Origin of the sequence: Halorarius halobius, assembly GCF_024298865.1 — an archaeon.
Lineage (GTDB): Archaea > Halobacteriota > Halobacteria > Halobacteriales > Haloarculaceae > Halorarius > Halorarius halobius.
Map to the genome: position 1 here is coordinate 1,312,919 of NZ_CP101161.1, position 26,197 is coordinate 1,339,115.

The 26,197-nt window shown below is 69.5% G+C and carries 26 protein-coding genes; 17 read left to right on the top strand and 9 right to left on the bottom strand.

The genetic code is table 11. The features are described 5' to 3' along the window. Positions 1-735, bottom strand: coding sequence for an SDR family NAD(P)-dependent oxidoreductase (locus NL112_RS07005; protein WP_255151920.1), 735 nt, complete (start codon positions 733-735; stop codon positions 1-3). Between the two features lie 103 nt (positions 736-838). Between NL112_RS07005 and NL112_RS07010 the strand changes: the two genes are divergently transcribed. The 3 genes from NL112_RS07010 (at position 839) to NL112_RS07020 (ending at position 5,130) form a co-directional block, all read left to right on the top strand. Continuing rightward, positions 839-1,567: a TIGR00266 family protein gene (locus NL112_RS07010; protein WP_255151921.1), complete on the top strand. Its 729-nt coding sequence runs from the start codon at positions 839-841 to the stop codon at positions 1,565-1,567. Positions 1,568-1,686: 119 nt separating this feature from the next. Continuing rightward, positions 1,687-3,633: a bifunctional metallophosphatase/5'-nucleotidase gene (locus NL112_RS07015; RefSeq protein WP_255151922.1), complete on the top strand. Its 1,947-nt coding sequence runs from the start codon at positions 1,687-1,689 to the stop codon at positions 3,631-3,633. Between the two features lie 57 nt (positions 3,634-3,690). Next, entirely contained in the window at positions 3,691-5,130 is a 1,440-nt protein-coding gene (locus NL112_RS07020; RefSeq protein WP_255151923.1) for an LVIVD repeat-containing protein, read from the top strand. Here the strand turns inward: NL112_RS07020 and NL112_RS07025 are convergent. Then, positions 5,127-6,500: a ribonuclease FAU-1 family protein gene (locus tag NL112_RS07025; protein ID WP_255151924.1), complete on the bottom strand. Its 1,374-nt coding sequence runs from the start codon at positions 6,498-6,500 to the stop codon at positions 5,127-5,129. The two genes, NL112_RS07020 and NL112_RS07025, sit on opposite strands and share 4 nt — an antisense overlap. After that, complete coding sequence (locus tag NL112_RS07030; protein ID WP_255151925.1) at positions 6,497-6,865, bottom strand: DUF7532 family protein; 369 nt, start codon at positions 6,863-6,865, stop codon at positions 6,497-6,499. Before NL112_RS07030 ends, NL112_RS07025 begins: the two co-directional genes overlap by 4 nt. 104 nt (positions 6,866-6,969) lie before the next feature. On the opposite strand from NL112_RS07030, the gene NL112_RS07035 reads away from it, so the two are divergent. Together NL112_RS07035 and NL112_RS07040 are read left to right on the top strand one after the other, a co-directional pair. Then, complete coding sequence (locus tag NL112_RS07035; RefSeq protein WP_255151926.1) at positions 6,970-8,052, top strand: PrsW family intramembrane metalloprotease; 1,083 nt, start codon at positions 6,970-6,972, stop codon at positions 8,050-8,052. A gap of 162 nt (positions 8,053-8,214) precedes the next feature. After that, entirely contained in the window at positions 8,215-8,919 is a 705-nt protein-coding gene (locus NL112_RS07040; RefSeq protein ID WP_255151927.1) for a helix-turn-helix domain-containing protein, read from the top strand. Between the two features lies 1 nt (position 8,920). On the opposite strand, the gene NL112_RS07045 is transcribed toward NL112_RS07040, so the two are convergent. Further along, complete coding sequence (locus NL112_RS07045) at positions 8,921-9,832, bottom strand: alpha/beta hydrolase (RefSeq protein ID WP_255151928.1); 912 nt, start codon at positions 9,830-9,832, stop codon at positions 8,921-8,923. A 93-nt stretch (positions 9,833-9,925) separates the two neighbouring features. Between NL112_RS07045 and NL112_RS07050 the strand changes: the two genes are divergently transcribed. The 7 genes from NL112_RS07050 (at position 9,926) to NL112_RS07080 (ending at position 17,312) form a co-directional block, all read left to right on the top strand. Next, entirely contained in the window at positions 9,926-11,341 is a 1,416-nt protein-coding gene (locus NL112_RS07050) for an ABC transporter substrate-binding protein (protein ID WP_255151929.1), read from the top strand. Then, entirely contained in the window at positions 11,341-12,141 is an 801-nt protein-coding gene (locus NL112_RS07055; protein WP_255151930.1) for an ABC transporter ATP-binding protein, read from the top strand. Before NL112_RS07050 ends, NL112_RS07055 begins: the two co-directional genes overlap by 1 nt. Next, complete coding sequence (locus tag NL112_RS07060; protein WP_255151931.1) at positions 12,138-12,848, top strand: ABC transporter ATP-binding protein; 711 nt, start codon at positions 12,138-12,140, stop codon at positions 12,846-12,848. Before NL112_RS07055 ends, NL112_RS07060 begins: the two co-directional genes overlap by 4 nt. Then, the gene (locus NL112_RS07065) at positions 12,845-14,113 is read left to right on the top strand and encodes a branched-chain amino acid ABC transporter permease (protein WP_255151932.1); all 1,269 of its coding nucleotides are present in this window, start codon (positions 12,845-12,847) and stop codon (positions 14,111-14,113) included. Before NL112_RS07060 ends, NL112_RS07065 begins: the two co-directional genes overlap by 4 nt. Positions 14,114-14,234: 121 nt before the next feature. Continuing rightward, a complete protein-coding gene (locus NL112_RS07070; RefSeq protein ID WP_255152585.1) occupies positions 14,235-15,440 on the top strand; it encodes a branched-chain amino acid ABC transporter permease in 1,206 nt (401 codons plus the stop codon). Positions 15,441-15,488: 48 nt separating this feature from the next. Beyond that, on the top strand, positions 15,489-16,991 hold the full coding sequence (locus NL112_RS07075; RefSeq protein ID WP_255151933.1) for a carboxypeptidase M32: 1,503 nt from the start codon (positions 15,489-15,491) through the stop codon (positions 16,989-16,991). 153 nt (positions 16,992-17,144) lie between these two features. Continuing rightward, on the top strand, positions 17,145-17,312 hold the full coding sequence (locus NL112_RS07080) for an HVO_0416 family zinc finger protein (RefSeq protein WP_255151934.1): 168 nt from the start codon (positions 17,145-17,147) through the stop codon (positions 17,310-17,312). A gap of 39 nt (positions 17,313-17,351) precedes the next feature. Here the strand turns inward: NL112_RS07080 and NL112_RS07085 are convergent, their stop codons facing one another. Then, a complete protein-coding gene (locus NL112_RS07085) occupies positions 17,352-18,284 on the bottom strand; it encodes an EamA family transporter (RefSeq protein ID WP_255151935.1) in 933 nt (310 codons plus the stop codon). A 104-nt stretch (positions 18,285-18,388) separates the two neighbouring features. Here NL112_RS07085 and NL112_RS07090 point away from each other — a divergent pair, with 104 nt between their 5' ends. Beyond that, on the top strand, positions 18,389-20,236 hold the full coding sequence (locus NL112_RS07090; RefSeq protein ID WP_255151936.1) for a UvrD-helicase domain-containing protein: 1,848 nt from the start codon (positions 18,389-18,391) through the stop codon (positions 20,234-20,236). A gap of 23 nt (positions 20,237-20,259) precedes the next feature. Here the strand turns inward: NL112_RS07090 and NL112_RS22965 are convergent, their stop codons facing one another. Then, positions 20,260-20,349: a DUF7533 family protein gene (locus tag NL112_RS22965; protein ID WP_434084197.1), complete on the bottom strand. Its 90-nt coding sequence runs from the start codon at positions 20,347-20,349 to the stop codon at positions 20,260-20,262. A gap of 173 nt (positions 20,350-20,522) precedes the next feature. Then, complete coding sequence (locus NL112_RS07095; protein ID WP_255151937.1) at positions 20,523-20,771, bottom strand: DUF7533 family protein; 249 nt, start codon at positions 20,769-20,771, stop codon at positions 20,523-20,525. A gap of 90 nt (positions 20,772-20,861) precedes the next feature. Between NL112_RS07095 and NL112_RS07100 the strand changes: the two genes are divergently transcribed. The 3 genes from NL112_RS07100 (at position 20,862) to NL112_RS07110 (ending at position 24,383) form a co-directional block, all read left to right on the top strand. Beyond that, positions 20,862-21,458 (top strand): riboflavin synthase, encoded by a 597-nt coding sequence (locus NL112_RS07100; protein WP_255151938.1) that lies wholly within the window; start codon positions 20,862-20,864, stop codon positions 21,456-21,458. Positions 21,459-21,532: 74 nt separating this feature from the next. Continuing rightward, a complete protein-coding gene (locus NL112_RS07105; protein WP_255151939.1) occupies positions 21,533-23,374 on the top strand; it encodes a PINc/VapC family ATPase in 1,842 nt (613 codons plus the stop codon). Between the two features lie 115 nt (positions 23,375-23,489). Further along, entirely contained in the window at positions 23,490-24,383 is an 894-nt protein-coding gene (locus NL112_RS07110) for a universal stress protein (protein ID WP_255151940.1), read from the top strand. Between the two features lie 18 nt (positions 24,384-24,401). Here the strand turns inward: NL112_RS07110 and NL112_RS07115 are convergent, their stop codons facing one another. Together NL112_RS07115 and NL112_RS07120 are read right to left on the bottom strand one after the other, a co-directional pair. After that, complete coding sequence (locus NL112_RS07115; protein WP_255151941.1) at positions 24,402-25,112, bottom strand: SDR family oxidoreductase; 711 nt, start codon at positions 25,110-25,112, stop codon at positions 24,402-24,404. 256 nt (positions 25,113-25,368) lie between these two features. Further along, positions 25,369-25,656, bottom strand: coding sequence for a MarR family transcriptional regulator (locus NL112_RS07120; protein ID WP_255151942.1), 288 nt, complete (start codon positions 25,654-25,656; stop codon positions 25,369-25,371). A gap of 226 nt (positions 25,657-25,882) precedes the next feature. Between NL112_RS07120 and NL112_RS07125 the strand changes: the two genes are divergently transcribed. Continuing rightward, a complete protein-coding gene (locus NL112_RS07125; protein ID WP_255151943.1) occupies positions 25,883-26,197 on the top strand; it encodes an EMC6-like membrane protein in 315 nt (104 codons plus the stop codon).

Here is a 26,197-nt window from a genome sequence, read left to right on the forward strand (position 1 = left end):
CTACACGTCCTCGGGGAGCCAGCCGCCGTCCACCTCGACGTTCTCGCCGGAGACGTACGCCGCTTCCTCGGAGCAGAAGAACAGCAACGGTGCGACCACGTCCTCGTAGCGCGCCCACCGGCCCCGCGGCGCCTCCTCGGGGAACTCGTCGGAGCTCTCGACGACGTACGGCGAGACGGCGTTGACCGTGACGCCGTCGTCTTGCGTGTCGGCCGCGAGCATCCGCGTGAACATCAGCACGGAGTTCTTCGCCGCGAAGTACGGGAAGTTCTTCGGCGAGACCAGCCCCTTCTCCGCGGAGGCGTAGCCGACGTTGACGACCCGCCCCCACTCACGGTCGCGCATCCCCGGGAGGGCGCGTTTCGCACACAGCACCGTCCCGTAGTAGTTCGTCTCGACGACGGTCTGCCAGCGCGACCACTCGATGTCCTCCCAGTGGGTGGGCGCGAAGTTGCCGACGTTGTTGACGAGCACGTCGACGCCGCCGAGCCGCGATTCGACGCGGTCGAACAGCCCGTCCACGTCGGCGGGGTCGGTCACGTCGGCGCTGGCGGCCATCGCGGCGACGCCCTTCTCGCGGGCGTCGTCGGCCGTCTCCGCGGCGGCGTCGTCGCTGGTGTTGTAGTGGACGCACACGTCGGCGCCGCAGTCGGCGAGCGCCAGCGCGAACGCACGTCCGAGTCCCTTCGCGCTCCCCGTGACGAGCGCGACGCGGCCGTCGAGGTCGGGGTCCATGCCCGCGCTTCGACGCCGACCCTGATAGTGGTGCTGGGACTGGTAGTTCCGGACCAGCACGTGCCACGGCGGTGTTTTTGCTCCGACACGTCGAACGGGGTGCATGGACCACGAGATACACCACCGGCCCTCGGAGGCGATGGTCACCATCGCGCTGGCGCCCGGCGAGCGGGTCGTCGCGGAGGCGGGGGCGCTGGTCGCTCACGAGACGGGCATCGAGATGGAGACGGGCGCCCGCGGCGGCGTGTTCGGCTCCCTGAAGCGGCTGGTCGGCGGCGAGAGCTTCTTCGTCAACACGTTCCGCTCGCCTGACCGGGAGGCGACGGTGTCGTTCGCGTCGGCGCTCCCGGGCGACGTCGTCACCGAACACGTCGGCGACGGGCAGGGCGAGTTGTTCGCGCAGTCGGGGTCGTTCCTCGCGGCCGGCGGCGGCGTCGAGGTGGACACCACGTTCGGCGGCGCCCGCTCGTTTCTCGGCGGGGAGGGGCTGTTCCTCCTGCGACTGTCGGGCGACGGCCCCGTGTGGCTCTCCAGCTACGGCGCCATCGAGGAGCGGGCGGTGCCGGCCGGCGAGACGCTCACCGTCGACACCGGCCACGTCGTCGGGTTCCGTGACGTCGAGTGGGACGTCCGCCGCGTCGGCGGTCTGAAGTCGACGCTGTTCTCCGGCGAGGGACTCGTCTCCGAGTTCACCGGCCCCGGCACCGTCTGGGTGCAGACCCGCTCGCCCGACGCGTTCGTCGCGTGGCTGTCGAGCAGGCTCCCCACCGGCACCACGGCGTCGAACTCGACCGGTGACTCGGGCGGCAGTGACTTCTCGGTGCGGTTCTGAACGCGGGCGGGCGACGCTCCGGAGGCGTCCGTTCGTGAACAGTTGACAGGGGCGTGAACGGTTCTCTATTCAATCCGGAAGGGATAGAATTAAGAGATTCCTGTCGGCAGAAACGCCCGATGCGACGCATCCTGACCCTTCTGGTGCTCGCGTGCGTGGTGACCGCCGGCGTGCCCGCGTCGGCCGTCGCCGCGCCCGCGGGGGGTGGACAGCAGGCCGCCGTGGCCACCGAGAACGCCACGGAGACGGCCGACGGGACCGCGACGGTGACGGTCCTGTCGTACAACGACGTACAGACCGCCGCCGCGCAGGACGGCGACTTCTCGCGGCTGGTCGAACTCGTCCACGAGCGCCGGCAGGCCCACGACAACCCGACCGTGGTGCTCGGTGCCGGCGACCAGGTGAGCCCCCACGCGCTCGCACCGGTGAGCCAGTGGCGGGTGGCGACGAGCGTGCTCAACCACCTCGACCCCGCCGCCGACGTCGTCGGCAACCACGAACTCGACTTCGGCTACGACGCCGTCTCCGAGTTCCGCAACGACTCGGAGTTCCCGTGGCTGGCGACCAACGTCGTGAGAAACGACACCGGCGAGCCGTTCCAGGGCGCCGAGGACCACGTCGTCGTCGAGCGCGACGGCGTGCGCATCGGCGTCATCGGCCTCGTCGACCGGGGCGCGACGTACGGCAAGACGAACATCGACTTCGCGGGCAACGGCGTCACGGTCCGCAACGTCAGCGAGGCCGGCCCCGAGGCCGCGGCGCGGCTGAGAGCCGAGGAGAACGTCGACGTGGTCGTCGCGCTGGCTCACACCGGCATCGGTGACGCCGAGCGCGTCGCCCGCGCGGACGACGGCAACATCGACGTCATCCTCGTCGGCGACGACGAGCAGTACTACCCGCCCGCCGAGACGTCGGGGACGATAATCTCGGAGGCTGAGGCCCGTGCCGAGTGGCTCGGCGAACTCAACCTCACCGTCGACACCGCCGAGGACGACGTGACCGCCTGGAACGGGCGGCTCATCAACGTCACCGAGAGCGCCGAGCGCAACGAGACGGCCAGCCGCATCATCAACGGCTACCGTGACAACGTCTCGCTCGACTCGACGGCCGCGTACAGCGAGGTGGCGCTTGACGCGCGGTTCTCGACGAACTACCACCGCGAGTCGAACTACGGCAACCTCGTCACCGACGCGATGCGGAACGCCGCCGGCGCGGACGTGGCCATCACGAACGCCGGCGGCATCCGCTCGAACGCGGTGTACGGCCCCGGCAACATCACCGGCGGCGACGTGTTCAACACCCTGCCGTTCGCGAACACGCTCGTCACCGTCGAACTGACGGGCGAGGAGTTAGAGGAGACGCTCGAATCGCAGGTCATCACGGTCGGGCCCGACAACCCGTACGACGCCGAAATCAGCCAGCAGGTCTCCGGCGTCAGCTTCGAGTGGAACGGCGCGACCGGCGAGGTGCGTGACCTCCGGGTCGGCGGGAAGCCGGTCCGCGACGGGAAGACGTACACCGTCGCGGTCAACAGCTACATCGCCGCCGGCGGCTCCGGCTACCCGCTGGAGAACGCCACTCGCGTCTCCACGACCGACACCCTGCTCGCGGAGGTCGTCATCGACTACATGGAGGCGAAGGGCACCGTCTCACCGACGGTCGAGGGGCGCGCCGTCCGGTACACGACGGCCCTGCCCGACCGGATGGTGTGGGTCGACGAGGACGGCACGACCGCCATCCGCTACGACGTGCCCGAGAACGCCACCGGCATCGCGGCCGACAGCTTCTACGCGACGAACGGGACGGCCCGCGTCGCGCCCGAGAAGGTGTACCGGTCGGACGGCGAACTGGTGGTCGCGTTCCACGACGCCAAACTCAACCGCCTCGCCGACGGGCAGGGCAACGCCCGCGTCGAACTGTACGGCACCTACACTGACGCACGCTACACCGACGACCGGTCCTACTGGGACGGCTCGGTCGTCAGCGGCGACCTGACGGTGCTGGCCTCGCAGGGCGAGAACCGCGGCGAGTCGCAGGGCAACAAGGGCGGCAACGCCGACGCCTGACTCCGCGACGGCGAACCGACCCCCTCTCTTTTGTCGGCGCGGCCCCCAGGTGGGGGCATGCGACGACGCGACGTGTTGCGCGCGACCGGTGGTGCCCTGACGCTCCCCGCCCTCCTCGCCGGCACCGGCGCCGCGACCCAGGACGCGTTCGAACCGCTCGGAGAGGCGCCGCTGACCGGGGCGAAGGAGGCCGTCGTCGGCCCCGACGGCTACGTCTACGTCGCGGTGACCGACGGGTTCGCCGTCGTCGACGTCTCGGACCCCGCCGCGCCCGCGGTACTCCACGAGAACCGCGACGTCTGGAGCGACCACGAGGACGGCCCGCTGGAGGACATCTACGACGTGAAGGTGGACGGCGACCGCCTCGCGGTTACCGGCCCCGCGAACCCCGGCCCCGAACTCCAGGGGGTCGTCGTGTTCGACGTCTCCGACCCCACGGCGCCCGAGCGCGTGTCGACCCACGAGACGACGTTCTTCAACCACAACTGCGACATCAGCGAGGGGACCGTCTACCTCTGTGGCAACGACGGCGAGCGCAACCCGCTCGTGACCGTCGATGCCGAGACTGGCGAGGAACTCGGCCGATGGTCCATCGTCTCGCAAGACGAGACGTGGCAGGAGGTGCCGTTCATCCACTGGCCGCTCCACGACATCACCGTCGAGGACGGCGTCGCCTACCTCGCCTACTGGGATGCGGGGACGTGGCTGGTCGACGTCTCCGACCCCGCAGAGCCGACGCTCCGGGCGAAGGTGCGGGGCCGCTCGGCCGAGGAGTTCATCGACCTGAGTCAGAGCGAGTCGTTCGAGGAGGGGCGCCAGCCGCCGGGCAACGACCACTTCGTCGCGCCCAACGACGACGGCACGCTCGTCGGCATCAGCGTCGAGGCGTGGGACGTCGACCCGCCCGAGGAGGACGTCCGGCCGGGGTCGATCCACCTGTACGACGTCTCGGACCCCGAATCGCCCGCGAAGGTCGCCGAAATCGAGGCCCCGACGACCGACGACGAGGGGTTCACCGGCGTCTGGACCACCTCCCACAACTTCGAGTTCGCGGGCGACCGCCTGTTCACCTCGTGGTACCGGGGCGGCGTCCGGGTCCACGACATCTCGGACCCCTCGGCGCCGCGCGAACTCGCACAGTTCCGCGACAGCGCGACGACGAGTTTCTGGACGGCCCAGTACGGCGGCGACTCCTTCTTCGTCGCCTCCAGCCGCAAGGACCCCTCGGAGATGGAGACGGCGTCGGCCGCCGGCGACGGCCCCGGAGCGGCCATCTACACGTTCCCGAACCCCGACGGCCCGGTGCCGACGGCGTCGCCGACCGCCTCGCCCTCGCCGTCCGCGACGCCGGCCGACCAGCCGGCCGACGGGTCGACCGCCGACGCCACGCCGTCCGCGACGGGGACCCCGGTGAGACAGCCCGGATTCGGCCTGTTCGGGGGCGCGCTGGCGCTCGGCGCGGGCGCGGCGTGGCGCGCGTTCCGGCGCGACGATTAGAGTGCGTTCTCGACTTTCGACGCCACCTCGCGGGCCTTCTCGGCGAGCGGTTCCGGCACCTGTCCGGCGTCGACGGCGGCGTCGAGTTCGTCGTCGTCGACGCGCTCGACCGTGCCGTCGGCGTGTTTCACCACGTCGACGTGGAGGTCCACGTACCGGACGGCCTCGGGGAACACTTCGACGGGCGTGCAGACGTTGACGTACGTCCCCCGGCGGGTGCCCTCGGCGCCCCGGTAGACGGTCGCGTACCACCAGCGCCCCTCGGCGAACTTCGTCGTCGCCACGTCGCCAGCCTGCCGTTCGACGCCCAGCGCGTCGTAGGTGCCGCCGGGGTGCATCTCCCGCTCGACCGTTATCTTCCCGGCGGGGTCGCGGTCGGTCACCTCGCCGTGGCCCAGCGTGATGAGCCGCCCGTCCGGCTTCCCGTGGCCGATAGCGACGCTGTCGCCCTCCAGCGGCCCGAACTGGCGGGTGACGACGTCGAACGGGAACTCGCCCGACGGCTCACACATCGCTTCCGCGAAGTCGACGGCGGCGCTGGCGGCGTTCGTCGCCGCCTTCACGCGGTGGTGGCCGGGCATCGTCGCGGTCACCTCGCGGCGGTACTCGTCGAGCGCGAACCGGCTCTCGCGGCCGAACCAGGCGTGGGTGGTCGCCGTCGGCGCGGCGAGTCGTCCGGGCACTTCGTCGGGGTCCGCCGCCGAGAGGCCGGCGTCGATGGCGTCGGCCGCCGCGCCCGCCGCCTCCAGCGCGTCAGCGAGCGCGTCCATCGACGCCTCATCGTCGTCGCGGCCCCACCGGACTGCCCACCCCTCCGGCGGGTCGACCGGCAGGAGGTCCTCCATCCGCGCGGCGCCCGCCTGCTCGCTCGCGCCGCCGCGGACGAGCGTCACCAGCGGCGTCTCGACCCGGAGGTCGGTGTCGAGCGTCGGCCGGTTCGACCCCCAGGGGGGTTCGGTGTCGCGGACCTGCACGCGGACGCGCTCGCCGCCGTCGAGGTAGTCGTCGCTGTTGTCGTACGGGAGAAAGCCTTCCGCGTCGCCCAACTCGACGACGGCGCCGGAGCCGAGCGTGTCGGTGACGACGCCGTCGAACACCGCGTCGACGGGCGCGGGGTCGGCCCACGCGAGGGTGTCGCGGGCGACCCCCTGGAGGCGGTCGGTCGCGGCGTCGACGGCGTCGGGCGCGCCGACGAGCGTGAGCCCCTGGCGGTCGAACGTTGTTTCGGCCCGTACCTCCGCCTCCGCGACGGGGAAGTCGGCGTCGAACCGCTCGCGGATGGGTGGGGAGGCCTGCACGACCTGCGCGTCGCTCTGCCGGAACAGTTCGGTGACGGCGGTCGTGTAGATGCCGCGGACGCGGACGTTCACAGTGCCTCCGGCGAGGTGGCAAAGCGGGTGCGGCCGTGCCGCCCCTCCAGCGTCAACTCGACGCGCTCCTCCGAGAGCACGCGGCCGTCCGTCACGGCCACGCCCCACGTCTCGAACCGGAGCCAGCCCTGGAGGTCGGCGGCGTGGGTGTAGGTGTCGAGGAAGCGCACCTCGTGTTCGGCGTGGTCGTCGGCGCTGTGCGCGAGGTCCATCTCGGAGTAGACCACCTCGCGGTCGAAGAACGCCTCGAGGTCGGCGGCCGTCGCCTCGACGCGCTCGGCGACCAACTCGGAGGCCCGCTGGAGGTCGTCGGTGGAGAGTCCGACCTCGCGGAGCGCGGCCTGTTCCCGCTGGTCGAAGTGCATGCCCGTGGATTGGGGCGATGGGGCAAAAAGCCGGGTAGTTCGCGGTCGCCGCCCGCGTGTCACGACCGGGTGGGTTTAGGGGGGTCCCGTCCCACAGGCCGCGTATGACCGAACGGGACCCCGTCGAGTCGCGGTCCGACGGGACGCGGGACCTCTACGACGTCTCGACGTGGGAGCCACGGACCGCCCTCGACCGCCTCGCGGTGCGCGTCCACAGCGGGCTGATATCCGTCGCCCGCATCCTCGTCGTCCTGGTGGGAATCGTCATCATCGGCACGCAGATCATCCTCGGGAGCATCGGCGCGACGTTCGTGCGGGACCCGTACGTCATCGGTCTCGTCGTGCTGTCGGTGGTTCCGGCGGTGTTTCTGGTCGGCTACATCTACATGACCGACATCACGAGTAGCGAACCGCTCCCGCTGTTGATAGGCACGTTCCTCCTCGGGGTGGTGTTCGCGGGGTTCGCCGCCATCGTCAACACGGCCTTCGCGTTCCTCCAGCTCGTCCCGTTCCTGTTCTTCTATCTCGTCGTCGGCCCCGTCGAGGAGACGGTGAAACTGCTGGCGGTCCGGCTGTACGCCTACCGGAGCGGCAGTTTCGACGCGGTCATCGACGGCGCGGTGTACGGTGCGGTCGCCGGCCTCGGCTTCGCGACCATCGAGAACGCGCTGTACATCACCCGGCAGTTGAACGTCTCCCCGACCCCCGGGGCCGAGGCCGTCCCGCTCGGCGTGGTCGGCGCGCTCGGTGCGCTCGGCCTCCAGATAGACGTCGGGGGCCTGCTCCAGCAGGCGCTCAACGAGGGCGGCGGCATCACGGCCGTCCGGGCGCTGGCGGGACCGGGTCACGTCATCTACTCGGCGTTCGCCGGCTACTATCTGGGGCTGGCGAAGTTCAACGGCGAGCGCGCCGGCCCCATCGTCGTGAAGGGGCTGCTCATCGCGGCGTTCATCCACGCGACGTACAACACGCTGGTCGGCATCGTCCCCGGCGTCGTCTCGCTGTTCTACCCGGGCGTCTCCCCGCTCGTGCTGTTCTTCGGGTTCGTGATCGTGTACGACGGGCTGTTCGGCTACCTGCTGTACCGGAAAATCTCCCGGTACCGGACGGCGTACAAGGCGGTCCACGCGGCGGACGAGCACGCCGAGACGGCAATCGAGCCGGAGGCCACCGAGTTCGAGGAGTGACGCGGCCGTCGTTGTCGGAATCTGCGGTCGTCGCGGCACCCCCCGACCGCCGCCGCGACGACCGCAAACTCCCGATATCGCGGGGCTCACAGCTGACCACTCCGGGACAAGTGTTATGATTGATGAGGGGGAACGTACGTGAAACCCCAGCGGGGCAGGCCCATGATAGACCTCACACTCGACATGGAGCAGTACGACTGCCCGTTCATCGACACGACCGTCGCCAACGACGTGGCGTTCTCGGCGGTCCACTGGGAGTTCGACGAGGCGCGCCACCAGCTCGCGACGCGGATGCTCGTGGAGGGCGACGACCGGGGCGCACTGGAGAACGGCCTCCACACGCTGGACGACCACGCGAACATGCACGAACTCGACCTGCTGTCGAAGCAGGCGAACGTCGCCCACATCCGCACCACCATCGAGGAGACGGCGGCGATGGGCACCATCCGCGCGAACGACGGCTACATCACCGGCCCGTTCCACATCGAGGCCGGGAGCGAACGCTGGCACGTCGGCTTCGACCGGGAGCCGGTCGCCGACGAGACGCTGGGGTCGCTCGACGCGGACAACGAGTTCTCGGTCGTCGAGCGGTCGGACATGTCGCTGTCGGACCTCTCGGGGTTCGTCCAGAACGTCGGCGCCGCGATGACGCTCGTCGACGGCTGTAAGGACCTGTCTGACACCGAGCGGGTGACGCTCGAGACCGCCGTCCAGGAGGGCTACTTCGAGTCGCCACGCGGCGCGACGCTCGGCGACCTCGCGGACCGGTTCGGCGTCTCGAAACCCGCCGTCTCGAAGCGACTGCGCCGCGGTCAGGGGAAGCTCGCGGAGAACGCCGTCGACGCGCTCGACGACATCGACGAGTAGCTCACGCGCGGTCCTGGAACGCGCTCACCGCGCCGTACAGCGCCTGCCTGCTCTCGCCGTGCATCACGTAGTGGTCGCCGCCGCCGACCTCCGCGTACTCCGCCCGGCAGTCGAGTTCGTCGAACAGCGAGAGTGCGTCCTCCCGCACCGAGATGGCGTCCTCGTCGCCCCGTACCACGAGCGTCGGCGTCTCGACGGCTGTCGCGTCGTACACCCGCTCGCCCTCGACGGCGGCTTTCGTGTCCGCGAGCGCCCCGGCCTGGGCGATGTACGTCTCCGGGTCTTCGCCCTGGTTCGACTCGACCTGCGTGGTCCAGATGGCTTCGAACAGCGCGTCGTCGCCGCCCTGCCGGTCGCTGACGGCGTCGTACCGCTGGTGGTAGTAGGCGTCGAGGTCGGGGTCGACGTTCAGCGCCGCAGTGATTTCGGCAAAGGACCACGGCGGCCGGTAGACGGGCGCACACAGCGTCAGCGAGGCGAGGTCGTGGTCGCCGTGGACCGCGAAGTAGCCGCCGGTCATCGTCCCCCACGAGACGCCGACGAGGTGGACCGCGTCGTATCGGGGAGCCAGTTCGTCGTACGCCGCCTGGATGTCCTCGGCGGCCAGCGGCGCGCGCACGGGCGGGTCGTTCGCCTCGGGCGGCGCGTTCAGTTCGGGCGGGCGGTCGCTGTCGCCGTACCCCCGCACGTCGAGCGCGTACGCCGCCCGCCCCGCGCGGGCGGTCGCCGCGAGCCACGAGTAGGAGTCGTCGCGCTCGCCGTCGCGCTCCACGGGCGGCGCAAAGAGCGCCCGGGAGGACGTGATAGAGCCGTGGACGTACAGCACGGCCTCGCTCGCGTCGTCCGGCGTCTGCTTCCACAGCCGCAGGGTCGTGCCGTCGGCACTGTCGACCGTCGTCGGTATCGGGTCCATGCGTGAACCGTGTGCAGGAACCCGCGAGTAGCCGCTCGTTTACATGTTAACCTCCGGTACCTTGCCGGTGGAGTTGCTACGATACTACGTGCCATGGACGCCAAGAGACTCACACGCAGACGGATGCTGGCGACGGCCGGGGCGGCCGGCGTCGTCGGCCTCGCGGGCTGTACGGGCGGCGGGACCAACACCGACGACGAGGGCAACGGCGGCGGCGACAGCACGGACTCCCCGACGTCGACGGACGGGACGACGATGAACGGCGGGGCCTCCGGCACCGTGAAAATCGGCGTGCTCCAGCCGCTGTCGGGCGACCTGAAGTACTACGGCCAGCAGGCGGTCTGGGGGTTCGGCCAGGGGTTCAACTACAAGGGTGAACCCGACTTCAGCATGACCGCGGAGACGGGCACCCAGACCGCGACGGTGGGCGACGTCGACTACGAGATGGTCGTCCGCGACACGCAGTTGAGCGCGGACACGGCCCAGACGCTGGCGACCGACCTGGTGCAAAACGAGGGCGTCGACGTGCTGTTCGGCTGTACGTCGTCGGCGTCGGCCACCCGCGTCGTCAAGACCGTCGCGAAGCAGGCGGGGACGCCGACCATCATCGGGCCGGCGGCCTCGGCGAGCATCACCTCGGCGTCGGAGACCTGTGCGCCGAACGTGTTCCGCGCCAACGAGAACACCGCGATGGACGCCCGCTCGGGCGGTCAGTACGTCGCGGACAACACCGACGTCTCGTCGGTGTACCTGTTCGGTGCGGACTACTCGTTCGGGAAGGCCGTCGTCAACAACTACCGGACTGTGCTGGAGGCGAACGGCATCGACATCGTCGGCGAGAAGTTCGTCCCGCAGGGGTACAGCGAGTGGGAGGGCCTGCTCGAAAACGCCGAGAGCGCGGGCGCGGAGGGTATCGTCGCCGGCTTCACGGTGGCGACGCTCCCGCAACTGTTCACCACGTTCCTGAACGGCGACTACTCCTACCGCGTGTTCGGCGGCTTCGCCACCCAGATTACGACGGGCATCCTCGGGCAGACGCTCCAGAAGGTGCTCGGCAAGCCGCTCAGCGAGGAGAAGTTGATGAACGCGAACCTGGGGCCGTTCACCACCCGCTACCACTGGAACCAGTACGACAACGAGATCAACAGCGCGTTCGTCGACAGCTACACCTCCGCCCACGGCATCGTCCCCGACCTGTTCACCTCGGGGACGTTCACCGCCGCCTCGGCGCTCACGCAGGCCGTCGAGGCGTCCGGCTCCACGGAAGGTGCTGACATCGCCGCGGAGATGCGCGGGATGGTCGTCGCCGACACCCCGAAGGGCGAGGACGGCTACGAGTTCCAGTCGTACAACAACCAGGCGCGGTCGGCGATGACCATCGCCAACACCGTGCCCAACGACACCGACAGCTGGAACGCACCCATCAAGCCCAGCGACCCGGTCGCGACCATCGGGAAGGGGTCGACCACCATCCCGAAGGACAGCTCGGAGATGGGCTGTAACCTCTAATGCTCGAGACGGCGGGCCTGACCAAGCGGTTCGGCGGCCTCACGGCCGTCGACGCGGTCGACTTCGCGCTCGCCGAGGACGAACTCTGCTCGCTCATCGGTCCCAACGGGGCCGGCAAGACCACGTTCTTCAACCTGCTGACGGGGGTGCTCTCCCCCACCGAGGGGGCGGTGTATCTCGACGGCGAGGAGGTGACGGGCCTCGACCCCCACGAGACCGCCCGCCGTGGACTCCACCGCTCCTACCAGGTGACGAACGTGTTCCCGACGAGCACCGTCCTCGAGAACGTGCGGGTCGCCGCGCAGGCACACGGCGAGGACTCGATGAAGATGTGGCGCAACGTCGGCGCGTTCGACGCCTACTACGAGGAGGCTCACGCCATCCTCGACCGGGTGGGTCTCGCGGACCAGGCCGACCTCGTCGCGGAGAACCTCAGCCACGGCGAGAAGCGCCAACTGGAGGTCGCCATCGCGCTGGCGGGCGACCCCGACGTCCTCCTGCTCGACGAGCCGAACGCCGGCGTCTCCTCGGAGAGCGTCGACGACATCATCGACCTCATCGAGGACGTCGCCTCGGACCACGCGGTGCTCCTCGTCGAGCACAACATGGACATCGTGATGAACGTCTCCGACCGCATCGTCGTGCTCAACCGCGGCGAGGTCATCGCGGACGGCACCCCTGACGAGGTGAGCGACGACCCCGCCGTGCAGGAGGCGTATCTGGGCGGCTACGAACCGGGCGACCTCACCGACGGGGAGGCAGACGGAAGCGAGCACGCGCCCGGGGAGGAGGTCGCATGACCGGCGAGACGCTTCTCGACGTCGAGGACGCCCACACGTACTACGGCGAGAGCCACATCCTCGAAGGCGTCTCGCTGTCCGTCGAGTCCGGCGAGGTGGTCGCGCTCATCGGCCGCAACGGCGTCGGCAAGACGACCACCCTGCGGACGGTGTTGCAGTTGACGCCGCCCGAGGAGGGGTCGGTCCGCTACCGCGGCGAGGAACTCGTGGGCCGTGACACCAACGAGGTGGCCCGCAAGGGAATCGGCTGGATTCCCGAGGAGCGACGCGTGTTCACCCAGCTAACCGTCGAGGAGAACATCCGCATCGCGGTCCCGCCGGACCACGACGACACGCGCGGCGAGATAGAACGGATGTACGACACGTTTCCCGCTCTCGGGGAGCGGCCGAACGCGAAGGCCGGCACGCTGTCGGGCGGCCAACAGCAGATGCTCTCCATCGCGCGGGGGCTCGTCGGCGACAACGACCTCCTGCTGATAGACGAACCCTCGGAGGGGCTGGCACCCCAGATCGTCGCCGACGTGGCACGGGCCGTCGACGCCGCGAGCGAGGACGCGACCGTCCTGCTCGTCGAGCAGAACCTCCCGCTGGCGATGGACCTCGCCGACCGCTTTTACCTTCTGGACAACGGGCAGGTCGTCACCGAGGGTGAGGCGACCAGCGGCGTGACCGAGGACGAGGAGATACGGAGGTATCTGTCGGCATGAACTCGCTCGCCGCACCTCCGCTCGTGAGCTTCCTCGACGCCCTGGTACAGTTCCTCGGCCCCTCGACGCTGACCGAGGTGATAGTCAACGGGCTGGCGAAGGCGGCCATCTTCGTGATGATAGCCGGCGGCCTGACGCTCATCTTCGGGCTGATGGGCGTGCTCAACTTCGCGCACGGCTCGCTGACGATGTTCGGCGCGTACGCCGGCGGCCTCCTGCTCGTGCTCGCGGTGTCGGAAGCGACCGGGCCCGTCGCGCGGGTGGCGTACTTCTTCGTCGCCGTCGTCGTCGTGTTCGGCCTGCTGGCCGCGCTCGGTGGCGTCGTCGAGGTGGGGCTCATCCGCCCGCTGTACGACCGCCCGCCCATCTACCAGATACTGCTGACGTTCGGGCTGACGCTCGTGCTCGACGAACTCGCGCGCATCACGGTCGGCTTCTACGACATCCAGCCCATCTCCGACTGGCAGGCGGCGCTGGGCACCAAACCCGCGTTCCTGTCGTCGTCGTTCGACCTCGCGGCCATCTCGGTAGGGGGGCTGTCGGTCCTGCAACTGTTCGGCGGCGGCCTGCTGGCGGCGGTCGTCGCCGGGACGTTCGCTCGGAGCGACGCCCTCGAGCGCCTGCGCGACGGCGCCCGCGAGAACGTCCGCCGGCTCACCCCCGGGGGAGCCGACTCGGCCGTCGACCCGCTGACCCTCGCCACTGCGGGCGCGGCCGTTGCCGCGTTCCTCGTCGGCGTCGCCGGCCTCGCGCTGGCGGACCTCTCGGAGGTGACGGTCAACGGGCTGGCGCTGTTCCAAATCGCGTTCGGCGTCGCCACCGTCGCCGTCGTCTGGGGCTTCCTCACCCGGACCCGCTACGGCCTCGTCGTCCGGGCGGGGAGCGAGGACTCCGAGATGACGGAGGCGCTCGGCATCGACGTGCGCCGGGTGTTCACCACCGTGTTCGCGCTCGGCGCGGGCATCGCCGGCGTCGCCGGCCTGTTGCTCGCCTGGGACCCGACGTGGGGCGCGTCGGTGCCGCTGGCCGCCGAGACGCTGTTGCCCGCGTTCGTGGTCGTCATCATCGGCGGCCTGGGTACGTTCCGCGGGACGGTGTACGCCGCCCTGCTCGTCGGCCTGGTGGACGCGACGATGACGTGGTGGTTCGTCAACGTCGTCGACTTCTCCGGCCTGCCGCAGATGACGGTGTTTCTCATCCTCGTGCTCGTGCTCGTGGTGAAACCGCAGGGACTGTTCGGCGTCGCGGAGGTGGGGGGCCATTAGCACCGACACCGCGACCGGCACGGAGGCCGGTACGAGCGGGGCGACGGCCTGGCCCGTCCGCTACCTGCGGGACCACGTCGTCCACATCGGGGTCGTCGTGTTCCTGGTCGCGTACCCCGGCCTGTACCACGTCCTGACGAACTCCGCGGTGGCGGCCGAGGCGACGATGTTCCTGCCGCGCGTGGAGACGATGGTCGCCGTGTTCTACTTCGGGCTGTTCGCCGCCAGTTTCGACTTCATCTCCGGCTACACGGGGTATCTCTCCTTCGGCCACGCCGTGTTCTACGGCGCCGGCGCGTACCTCGTGGTGCTGGCCGCGAACGGCAAACTCGCCGTTACGGTGCCGTTCACCGGCATCCGCCTGCTCGCGTACGACACGCAGTTCATGGTGCTGGTCGTCCTGGCGGGACTGCTGGCGCTCGTGCTCGCGGTGCTTATCGGCCTGGTCTCGTTCCGGCTGACGGGCGTCTACTTCGCGATGATAACGCTCGGGTTCGCGCAGGTCGTCTACGTGTTCGTCCGCGACTGGTCGTTCGTCTCGGAGTCGCCCGCGGACGGCGCGGCCGTCGTCGGTCCGGAGGGGGCGACTCCGCCCGCCTTCGACGTGGGCGTCCCGTTCGTCGACTCGCTGAACCTCGCTATCGGCCAACTGGCCGGGGAGAGCGTCGAGGGGCTGTTCGGGACCCTCTCCTTCTCGACGGCGGAGGTCTCCTACTACATGATCGGACTGGTCGTGCTGGTCTCGTATCTGCTGATGCAACGGGTCATCCACTCGCCGTTCGGTCGCGTGATGATAGCCATCCGCGAGAACGAGGAACGGGCCCGCGCGGTCGGCTACGACACGTTCCGCTACAAACTGGCGGCGTTCGCGGTCAGCGGCTTCTTCGCGGGCGTGGCGGGCGCGCTGTTCGCCGGCTTCCGCCGGTCGGTCGCGCCCGACAACTCGCTGTACTTCCTCGTCTCCGGCGACGCCCTGCTCGCCTCCATCATCGGCGGGTTCGGGACGCTGGCCGGCCCCATCTTCGGCCGGCTGTTCGACGAGTCGGTCCGCGAGTTCCTTTCGAAGGAGGGCTCCGGCGGCGGTCTCCTGCCGTTCCTGCGCGAACAGCTATCGCAGTCGGCGCTGACGACGGAGCTGTTCAACGGCCTCACGGTCCAGGAGGCCATCGAGACGTTCCTGAACGGCCACGCCAGCCTCTATCTCGGTCTGCTGTTCGTGCTGTTCGTGCTGTTCGTCCCGAACGGCCTGCTCGGGACGCTCCGCGACCGGCTCGGCGGCACCGTCGCGAAGCAGGTGTCCGAACGACTGGCCCGACTCCGCCGCTGACACCCGCGAACCGACGCTTTTCTTGTCGTGCAAGTGTTGCCGGTCGGTATGGCGACACAGGACTCGGTCCCCGACGCCTACGACGACTTGCTGGAACGCTACGAGCGCGCGACGTACATCGCCGACGCGGGGCAGGTGCTCTCGTGGGACCAGGAGGTCATGATGCCCGAGGGCGGGACGCCCGCCCGCTCGAAACAGAAGTCCGCGCTGTCGGGCGCGAAACACGACGTCCTCACGAGCGACGAGTTTGCCGACTCGCTGGAGGCCAGCGAGGCCGCGGACCTCCCCCAGCCGGAGCGGAGCGTCGTCCGAGAGATTCGCCGCGAGTACGACCGCGCCGCGAAGGTGCCCAAATCGCTCGTCGAGCGCATCTCCGAGGAGACGTCGAACGCCCTCCCCGTCTGGAAGCAAGCCCGCGAGGAGAGCGACTGGTCGCAGTTCGCACCGCAGGTCGAGACCCTGCTCGAGTTGAAACGGGAGTACGCCGAGCACATCGACCCCGACGCCGACAGCTACGAGGTCCTCTTTGCCGACTACGAGCCGTGGCTCGACCTCTCGGTGGCGGAGGACATCCTCGAACAACTGCGCGAGGAACTCGTCCCCCTCATCGCCGAGTTGAAGGACGCCGACGCGGACCTCGCGTCGCCGTTCGAGGGGGGAACCTACCCCGAGGACGACCAGATGGCGCTGTCGCGGGACACCCTGGAGTACCTCCAGTACCCGTTCGACCGCGGCCGCATCGACACCGCCCCGCACCCGTTCTCGACGGGGACGCAGTTCGACGCCCGCGTCACCACCCGGTTCGACGAGTCCGACCCCGTCTCCTCCATCGGCTCGGTCATCCACGAGTTCGGCCACGCCACGTACACGCTCGGCCTGCCCCAGGAGCAGTACGGCACGCCGCTGGGTCAGCATCGCGGGCTGTCGGTCCACGAGTCGCAGTCGCGGCTCTGGGAGAACCACGTCGGCCGCTCGCGGGGGTTCTGGGAGGGGTACGCGCCGATGGTCAACGACCAGTTCGGCACCGACGTCTCGCCGCAGGAGGGGTACGAGGCGGCGAACCAGATCTACCCGGAGAACCTCATCCGCGTCGAGGCCGACGAACTCACCTACCACATGCACATCATCCTCCGGTTCGAGATCGAGCGCGCCCTGCTGGCGGGCGAGTTGGACGTCGAGGAGGTGCCCGCCGTCTGGAACGACAAGATGGAGGAGTACCTCGGCGTTCGCCCCGATAGCGACGCGAACGGCTGTCTCCAGGACATCCACTGGTCGCACGGCTCGTTCGGCTACTTCCCCACCTACTCGCTCGGGAGCGTGATGGCCGCACAGCTGTTCGACGCGGCCGAAGACGACATCCCCGAGCTGGACGACAAGCTCCGGGCCGGCGAGTTCGACGCGCTCCACGACTGGCTCACCGAGAACGTCCACAGCCACGGCCAGCGCTACGAGACGAACCGGCTCGTGAAGGAGGCCACCGGCTCCGAGTTCACCGCCGACGCGTTCGTCGAGTACGCGAACGAGAAGTTCGGCGACCTCTACGGGCTGTAACCGGCCCGCGGTCCCGTTCTCGCGTCGCTGTCTCGATGCTTCGACCAGCCGCGCGGACGACCTCGGCCGGCAAGTGTTGCCTCGCCGTGTGCCCCTGACCCATGTGTCCGCTTACCACAGATTTATGGCCGGTGCTGGCGAAGGCAACCGTGTATGGCGACCGCGAACGACGACATCTTCGACGAGTTCCTCACCGACCGTGGCCACGAGACCGAGACGGCGACGTGGGAGCAGGACTACAACAAGAAGCGATGTCCTGACTGCGGGGGACTCCACGAGACGTCCGCGGTAGAGTGTTCCGTCTGCGGCTGGGCACCGTAGACCCGCCCTCCTTCGGTTCGCCGACCGGCCAGCGGCCGCTCAGGCGGGCGCGCCGCCCGTCGAGGCGACCACGAGCGCGACGCCGACGACGATGAGCGCCGCGCCCGCGACGACGCCCCGGGTCACCGCCTCCACGTCCTCCAGCAGGACGGCCGCGAACCCCGCGGTGAACAGCGGCGCCGTCGCCGCCAGCGGGTCGACGACGGCCACCTTCCCGGCGGGGTGGGCGAACGCGGCGAACAGCGACAGCAGCGCGACCGCGGTGAGGGTGCCGCTGGCCGCGAAGTAGCCGAACGTCCGTCGGGGTGCGTCGAGTACGTCACGGCCCCGCGTCGCGGCGACGAACGCCGCCAGCCCCACCAAGGCGGCCGTCTCGTTGAGCGCGACGGCCTCCAGCGCCCCGGTAGGCGTCGCCTGGAGGCCGAACCGCCGGAGGACGTTCCCGACGGCGAACGCGCCGGCCGCCGCGACCGGGTACAGCAGGTCGCGCGGCTCCCACCCCGAGATGTCGCCGCCCCGCGCCGTCGCCAAGACGAGCAGGCCGGCGGCGATGCCGACGACGCCGACGCCCGTCGTGAGCGTCACCCGTTCGCCGAGGAAGCCGACCGCCAGTGCCGTCGCGAACAGCGGCCGCGTCGAGATGGCCGCGCTATTGACCGCGGCGCCGACCCGCTCGACGCCGATGAACACGGCGATGCGGCCCAGCGAGGTGCCGACGAGGCCGGCGACGGCGAACAGCGCGAGTGTCGCCGGCGTCAGCCCAGCGAACACGTCCGTCCCCCGGAGCGCGAGCAACACCGCCCAGTAGAGCGCGCTGTCGACGACCACGACGGTCAGCGACGCCTGGAGCGGGTTGCCGCCGCCGCTCATCCCCCGCTTGGAGAACACCGGCGACAGTCCCCACAGCACCGCGGGCACCAGCGCCAGCAGGTACACCTCCGGCGGCGCCGCGAACAGGTCGGCGAGGTTCACGGCCCGACCGACGGCCGTCGGCGCGATAAAGCCGGGCGGTTCCGGCGACCGGCTCGTTCGACCGAAGCACGCCGCTTATGGTCGTCAGGCCACACTCTAGGGCCATGACAGACGGTCCGCGCGTGACGCGTCTCTTCGGCGGACCCGGGAGCGGGAAGACCACGGCGTTACTCGACCGCGTCGACGAGATGCTCGACGAGGGCGTCGCCGTCGACGACATCCTCGTGGTCTCGTACACCCGGGCGGCCGCCGCCGAGGTGCGGGAACGCCTCGCCGAACGTCTCGACCGCCCTCCGAAGTCGCTGAAGGGGAACGTCTGCACGATGCACGCGAAGGCGTACGGCCTGCTCAACCTCTCGCGGGGCGACGTGGTCGGCGAGTCAGACAAGTCGGACTTTTGTGAGGAGTACGGCATCGAGTACGAGGACGAGTACGACAACAACCGCCGGCGGTCGGCCCGTTCGACCACCATCGGCAACAAGATAATCGCCACCTCACAGTGGCTCCAGCGCACCCGCCGTGACGCCGCCGACTGGTACGACGTCCCCTTCCAGTGGAACGTCGACGAGGTGCGCCTCCCGCCGGACGAGGACCCAAACGCCCAGACGGGCAACAAGTACACGCCGACGTGGCCCTCCGACGACGACCGCATCGACGTGCCCGAGGTCATCCGGGCCTGGCGCGCCTACAAGGGCGAACACGGGCTCGTCGGCTTCGCGGACATGCTCGAACGCGTCCAACAGCGCTCGCTCGTCCCGAGCGTCGACCACCTCGTCATCGACGAGTTCCAGGACATCACCACCCTCCAGCACGGGGTGTTCGAGGAGTGGAAGCCACACATGGAGTCGGTGCTCATCGCCGGCGACGACGACCAGGTCGTCTACGCCTGGCAGGGCGCCGACCCCGCGCTCCTGCTCGAAGCTGACCCCGACGACGACGTCGTCCTCCCGAACTCCTACCGGCTCCCCTCGAACGTCCTGAACGTCGTCAACCGCGAGATACGCCACATCGCCGAGCGACAGGAAAAGGACCTCAAACCCCGCAAAGAGGGTGGGACCGTCGAGGCCGTGCGGTCGCCGTCGATGGTCGAGTTGGTGCGGAACGTCCGCAAGACGCTCGACGCCACCGAGGACGACGGCGAGACGGTGATGGTGCTGTTCCGCGCTCGCTACCAGCTGTTCCAGTTCATGGACGAGTTCGTCGGCACCGGCATCCCGTTCCGCTCGCTGACGGACATGAGCATGTGGGACGACCGGCTCACCGGCTACATCGACGCCATCGAGAAGTACGGCGACGACGAGCCCATCACGGGGCTGGAGGCGCGACGGCTCGCGGAGATGCTCGCCGACAGCGCGTTCGGCACCGGCGAGCGCGACGACATGTTCGACGCGCTCGACGACCTGAAGGAGACGGAGGACGCCCGCCTCGAGGAGTTCACCGTCGACCCCGAGTTCGTCCAGGAGTACGCGCCGTTCACGCCCGGCCCGGCCTCGGCGTCGGACATGATAACGCGCGTCTCCAACTTCCAGGAGCGGTCGGTGAAGGCGTACTTCTCCGGCCCGTACGAGGGCGCGGACCCCGACCGGGTGCGGGTCGGCACCATCCACTCCGCGAAGGGTCGTGAAGCGGACCACGTGTTCATCGCCACCGACCTGACCGAGAAGGTGGTCGAGCAGATGGCCGCCTCCGTCGGCGACGACGACATCCCCGCGGGCATCGACTTCGTGAAGAGTTCGGACCCGGTTCCGGTGCTCACGGACAACGAGCGCCGCGTGTTCTACGTCGGGATGTCGCGGGCCCGCGAACGGCTGGTCCTGCTGGAGAACCTCATCGACGGCGCGCCGACGCTCCCGCTCGACGTCCTGCTCCACAACGAGCCGAAGAACCTCACGCTCACCGAACTCGTCGAACAGGCACAGGAGCCGATGGAAGTCGAAGGCGCCGCGGACTGACGCCAGTTACCGCTCACGCTTCGCTACTCCTCGTCCGGTTTCTCGGGTTCTTTCACCACTGCCCCCACAGTCTTCTCTGCCACCTTCCCCGGGACGTCCATCGGCGTCGTCAGGTACGTCCTGCACCTTTTTCGCGGGGTCCTCCCTCACGTTCGCTCGGTCGAACCCCGCGAAAAATCTGCACCAAAAAGCCGCGACCTCGCGCCGCTCACGGGTCGTCGCTTCGCTCCTCCCCGTTCGCACCGAGGTCTCACTCCGTTCGACCTCGTGTCGCTCGGTCGCGGTACTACTCCTCGTCCGGTTCCTCGGGCTCTTTCACCACTGCCCCCACAGTCTTCTCCGCCACCTTCCCCGGGACGTCCATCGGCGTCGTCAGGTACTCCTCGACGAGCACCATCAACAGCGCCAGGCCGAGGAACGCGCCGCCGACGACGGTGTCGCCCGAGAGGAGTTTGTCGAGGCCGAACAGCCCCGCCGGGATAGCTAGCGCCAACGTCGCCGCCAGCCCGACGGTGCCCATGATGGACCGCGCCATATTCCCCGGTTCGCCCCGGCGGGCAAAAGCCGTCCGATTCCAGATACGAGAACGATAACGCCTTTGTCACACTCGTCGCGTAGGGCGGGTATGTTCACCGGAATCGTGGAGGCGACGGGCGAGGTGGTCGAACGCGAGGAGACGGCCGAGGGGCTCCGGTTGCGGGTCGCCGCGCCCTTCGCCGACGAACTCGAACACGGGCAGAGCGTCGCCGTCTCGGGGGCGTGTCTGACCGTCGAGGACCACGACGCCGACGCGTTCTCGCTGTTCTGCTCCGAGGAGACGGTCGAGCGGACGTATCTCGGCACGCTCCGCGAGGGCGACGCCGTCAACCTCGAACGTGCCCTGCCCGCGGACGGCCGGTTCGACGGCCACTTCGTGCAGGGCCACGTCGATGGCGTCGGCGAAGTCCGGGCAGTCGAGCAAGTGGGCGACGACTGGCTGTTCGCGTTCTCGTTGCCCGACGACCTCCGGCGGTACGTCGTCGAGAAGGGCTCCGTCTCGGTGGACGGCATCTCACTGACGGTCGCGGACCTGCGGGACGACGAGTTCACCGTCGCGGTCATTCCCGCCACCTACGACATCACGACCCTCCACGCGAAGGCGGCGGGCGACCCCGTACATCTGGAGGTGGACGTGGTCGCCAAGTACGTCGAGTCGCTGACCGAGGGGTACGTCGACGGGTAGCGTGCGTCCCGGTGCCGTGTCGCGCCCTGACGCGCTGTTGAAGGGTTTATCCGGCTTCCCGCCGGAACAACTGCATGGACGTAGTACCGGACACGAGCGCGGTCATCGACGGCCGCGTGTCCGAGCGCGACGACCTCGGGACGGTGTACGTGCCCGAGGCCGTCGTCGCGGAACTCGAGTCGCAGGCCAACGCGGGCCGCGACGCTGGCTGGTCGGGCCTGGAGGAACTCCAGCGCCTCGTCGAACGCGCCGACGAGGGCGCGTTCACCCTGGAGTACGTCGGCCGCCGCCCCACCTCCGGCGAGATGGAGGGGGCCGGCGAGGGCGACATCGACGCGCTCATCCGTGACCTTGCCGCGGAGCGTGACGCTACCCTCCTCACGAGCGACGTGGTGCAGGCGGAGGTGGGGCGGGCGACCGGCCTCACGGTCGAGTACGTCGAACCCGAGACGGAAGACACGAGCCGCCTCGCCGTCGAGGAGTTCCTCGACGAGCAGACGATGTCGGTCCACCTGAAGACGGGGGTCGCGCCGATGGCGAAGCGCGGCGAAATCGGCGACATGCATTACGAGACCATCGGCGACGACCCGCTGACGGAGGCTGAGATGGCCGAGTACGCCCACGACGTCGAGTCGAAGGCCCGCGCCTCCAGCGAGGGGTTCATCGAACTCGAACAGCCCGGCATGACTATCGTGCAGTTCCGGGACATGCGCATCGCCGTCGCCCGGCCGCCGTTCTCGGACGGCATCGAGGTGACCCTGGTGCGGCCCATCGTGAAGACGGACCTCGACGACTACGAGTTCGCCGACGAACTCCGCGAGCGGGTCACCGAGCGCCAGCGGGGCGTGCTCATCTCGGGGGCGCCCGGCGCCGGGAAGTCGACGTTCGCACAGGCCGTCGCGGAGTTCCTCGCGGACAGCGACTTCGCGGTCAAGACGATGGAGAAGCCCCGCGACCTGCAGGTCGGCCCGAACATCACCCAGTACACCGAACTCGGCGGGTCGATGGAGAACACCGCCGACTCGCTGTTGATGGTCCGGCCGGACTACACCATCTACGACGAAGTCAGGAAAACGAGCGACTTCGAGACGTTCGCGGACATGCGGCTGGCGGGCGTCGGGATGATAGGCGTCGTCCACGCGACCCGCGCCATCGACGCGCTCCAGCGGCTCGTCGGCCGGGTCGAACTCGGGATGATACCGCAGGTGGTCGACACCGTCGTCTACATCGAGGCCGGCGAGGTGGACACGGTGTACGACGTGCGCACGGAGGTCAAGGTCCCCCACGGGCTGGTCGAGGAGGACCTCGCGCGACCGGTCATCGTCATCGACGACTTCGAGACCGGCGAGCCGGCCTACGAGATATACACGTTCAACCGGCAGGTCGTCACCGTCCCGCTGGACGAGGGTGAGGGCGGCACGCCGGAGTCGGGCGTCGACCGCATCGCCCGCCAGGAGATAGAACGCGAAATCAAGTCCATCGCGCACGGCCGCGTCGAGGTGGAACTCACCGGGAGCAGTTCGGCGGCGGTGTACGTCTCCGAGAACGACATCTCCTCGGTCATCGGGAAGGGCGGCGGCCGCATCTCGGACATCGAGGACCGCCTCGGCCTCGACATCGACGTGCGGACGCTCGACGAGCATCCGGGCCACAACGCCGGCGGCACCGGCGACGCGAGCGGAGGGGGGTCGACACAGGGCGAAATCGTCCAGCCCGAAATCACCTCTCGGCACGTCGTCATCCCGCTGGAGGGCCACCAGGGCGAGACCGTCGAGGTGCAGGCCGACGGCGAGTACCTGTTCACCGCCACCGTCTCCCGGGGCGGCGAGGTGCAGGTGTCCCGCGGGTCGGCCATCGCCGAGGAACTGGAGATGGCCGTCGACCGCGGGCGCACGATAACGGTCGCGCCGCAGTAGACGGGCCGCTTCCGGCTCCCGGTTCGGCGGACCGCCGGCCGACCCGTCGCCCTCTCGTCCGCCGGTCGCTCGCGCAAACGGTGAAGTGCGTGGATGACGAACTCCTCGCCCGGGAATGTACGACCGCATCATCATCGCCGTCGACGGGAGCGAGGAGGCGGAACACGCGGCGCGTCACGGGCTGGCGTTCGCGGCCGCGGTCGACGCGAGCGTCGACGTGTTGCACGTCGTTCCCCGTGGCTCGCTCCAACTGACGCGCTCCGACGACGAGCGGAGCCGACTGCGCGAGCGCGGCGAGGCGGCGCTGTCGGCGGTCGAATCGCTCGCGGCCGACTTCGACCGTCAGGTGACGACGACGCTCGTCGAGGGGAGACCCGCCCGACGCATCAGCGAGCACGCGACCGAGGCGGGCGCGGACCTCGTCGTCGTCGGCCGCCAGGGGACGACCGGGCTGGGGAGACGGCTCATCGGCGGCGTCACCGAGAGCGTCCTCCACCGGAGCGACGTTCCGGTGTTCGTCGTCCCGGGCGGCGACGGGGTGGCCGAGGGAACGGAGTACGACCGGCTTCTCGTTCCGACCGACGGGAGCGAGAACGCCGCGGCGGCGACCCGCCACGGGGCGGCCATCGCCCGCCCCTACGGCGCGGAGATACACGTCCTGAACGTCGTCGACCTCCAGGCCGCGGGCGGCGTGTTCAGCGCGGGTGGGCTCGAACGCGAGTTCGTCCAGCGCCTCGAAGCGCGCGGCCGGGAGGCCGTCGACGGCGTGGTGGCCGACTTCGAGGCGCTCGACGCCGACCTCGACGTGCGGCCGGCGGTGGAGCGGACGACGTCGTTCGACGGCGCCGCCGCCGGCATCCGCGAGTACGTCGACGCCAACGATATCGACCTCGTCGTCATGGGGTCGCACGGCCGGTCGAACCTCCAGCGGCAACTGCTCGGGAGCGTCGCCTCGACCGTCCTCCGCACCGTCGACGTCCCGGTCGTCGTCGTCAAGCGGAGCGGGTGAGCGACCCGCGGGCCGCGCTCAGAACGCCTGGGTCGTCGGTCGGATCAGCAGTTCGCCCACGGCCACGTCCCGTGGCTGTGCGAGCGCGTAGCCGACGGCGCGGGCGACGGCCTCGGGGTCCAGCGTCGGCATCTCCGCCGTCACCTCGTCGGATTGCATCTCGGTGGCGACCAGCCCCGGTTCGATTACGGTGACGCGGACCTCCTCGTCGGCGGCCTCCTGTCTGAGCGACTCGGCGAACCCGTTGACGCCGGCCTTCGACGCGCAGTAGCCGCTCCCCCCTGGCGACGACTTCCGGGCGTTGACCGACGAGACGAACACCACGTCGCCGTGCCCCTGTTCGTACATCGTCGGCAGCGCCTCGCGGGTGAGGGTCATCAGGCCGAGCAGGTTCACCTCGACCATCCGGCGCCAGTCCTCCGGGTCGGCGTCGTCGACCGGGTCCGTCGACATGACGCCCGCGTTGTTGACGACGGCGTCGATGCGGCCCCACTCGTCGACCGTCGTCCCGACGAGGTCGGCGACGGCGTCGCGGTCGGTCACGTCCGTCGGGTGGACGCGGGCCGTGCCGCCGGCCGCCTCGACGCCGTCCGCGACGTCTCTCAGCGCCGCCTCGCGGCGGGCCGCCAGCACCACCCGGTAGCCGTCGGCCGCGAGTTCGCGTGCCGTCGCTTCACCGACTCCCGACGACGCGCCCGTGACGAGCGCGACGTTCTCACTGGAGGGCATCACCCGGCGTTCGGCTGGGTGTCACTAAAACGCTACGCGGCGCGCCGGCTGGAGGGCGCTACAGCCCGCGAGCACGAGCACTCCGCACAGCACCGTGGTGCTCCGGAGAACCATGTCGGTTCACGCCGCTATAGCGATTTTAGAATGCTACATGAAAAAATGAAAATATCCGGTGGACGGCGGAGCGGCCGCTGTCGCGGGTGACGAGCGCGAAGAAAGCGTGGGGCCGGGTCTCCGGGTCCGTCCGGATGCCGGGTCAGTCGTCGGCGGAGGCCGTCACCGGTTCGCCGTTCTCGTCGACCTCGCCCGTCTCCTCGGGGACGATTTCGTAGAGGTTCTGTCGGGCGTCCGCGAAGTAGACGTCCTCGGAGACGATGTCGATGTCCTCGAGGCGTTCGAGGGCGTACCGCACGGTGCGCGCCGAGAGCATTGATTCCTCGACGATTCCCTTCTGTGTCATCGGGCCGTTGTACTCGAGCACCTTGAACACGAGTTTCGCACTCGGCGGAAGGTCCTCGATGGTCTCCCCGTCGGATTCTGCCATCGTGTCTCACACTAATGGGTTCCACCTGTTTAAACGTTCAGGGGACATCTGTGTCACTTGGCAGGTAGACGGTTCGTACGGGCCGAAATCGTGGAGTAAACGTATATCTCTGTTGCCGACGGTTCACGGCGGATTCAAGTAGGCACGCGCGGCGCAGGGTCGCGCCGCGCCGAACGGGGCACGTGGGTTCGGAGCGCTTTTCCCCCCACGGCGACGTAGGGGCGGTATGGCGACTGAATCGGCCGGCCGCTTCTCCCCGCATCTCCGGGGGCTGACGGTCACCGCGCTCGCGTCCGTACTGGGCGTCGCCGCGGCCGTGGTCTCGTCTATCGTGACCGCGGGCGCCGCGACCCCCGCGACGGACCCCCGCGCGACGTACGTGCTCGCTGGAGCCATCCTCGTCCAGTTCCCCCTGTTGAAGCTCGTGGGCATCGACGTGGAGGACTTCGGCGCGAAGGACTACCTCTACGTTGCGTTCATGACGTTCGCGCTCTGGTTCGTCTGCTGGGGCATCTTCCTGACGGCGGGGACGACGTTCTAA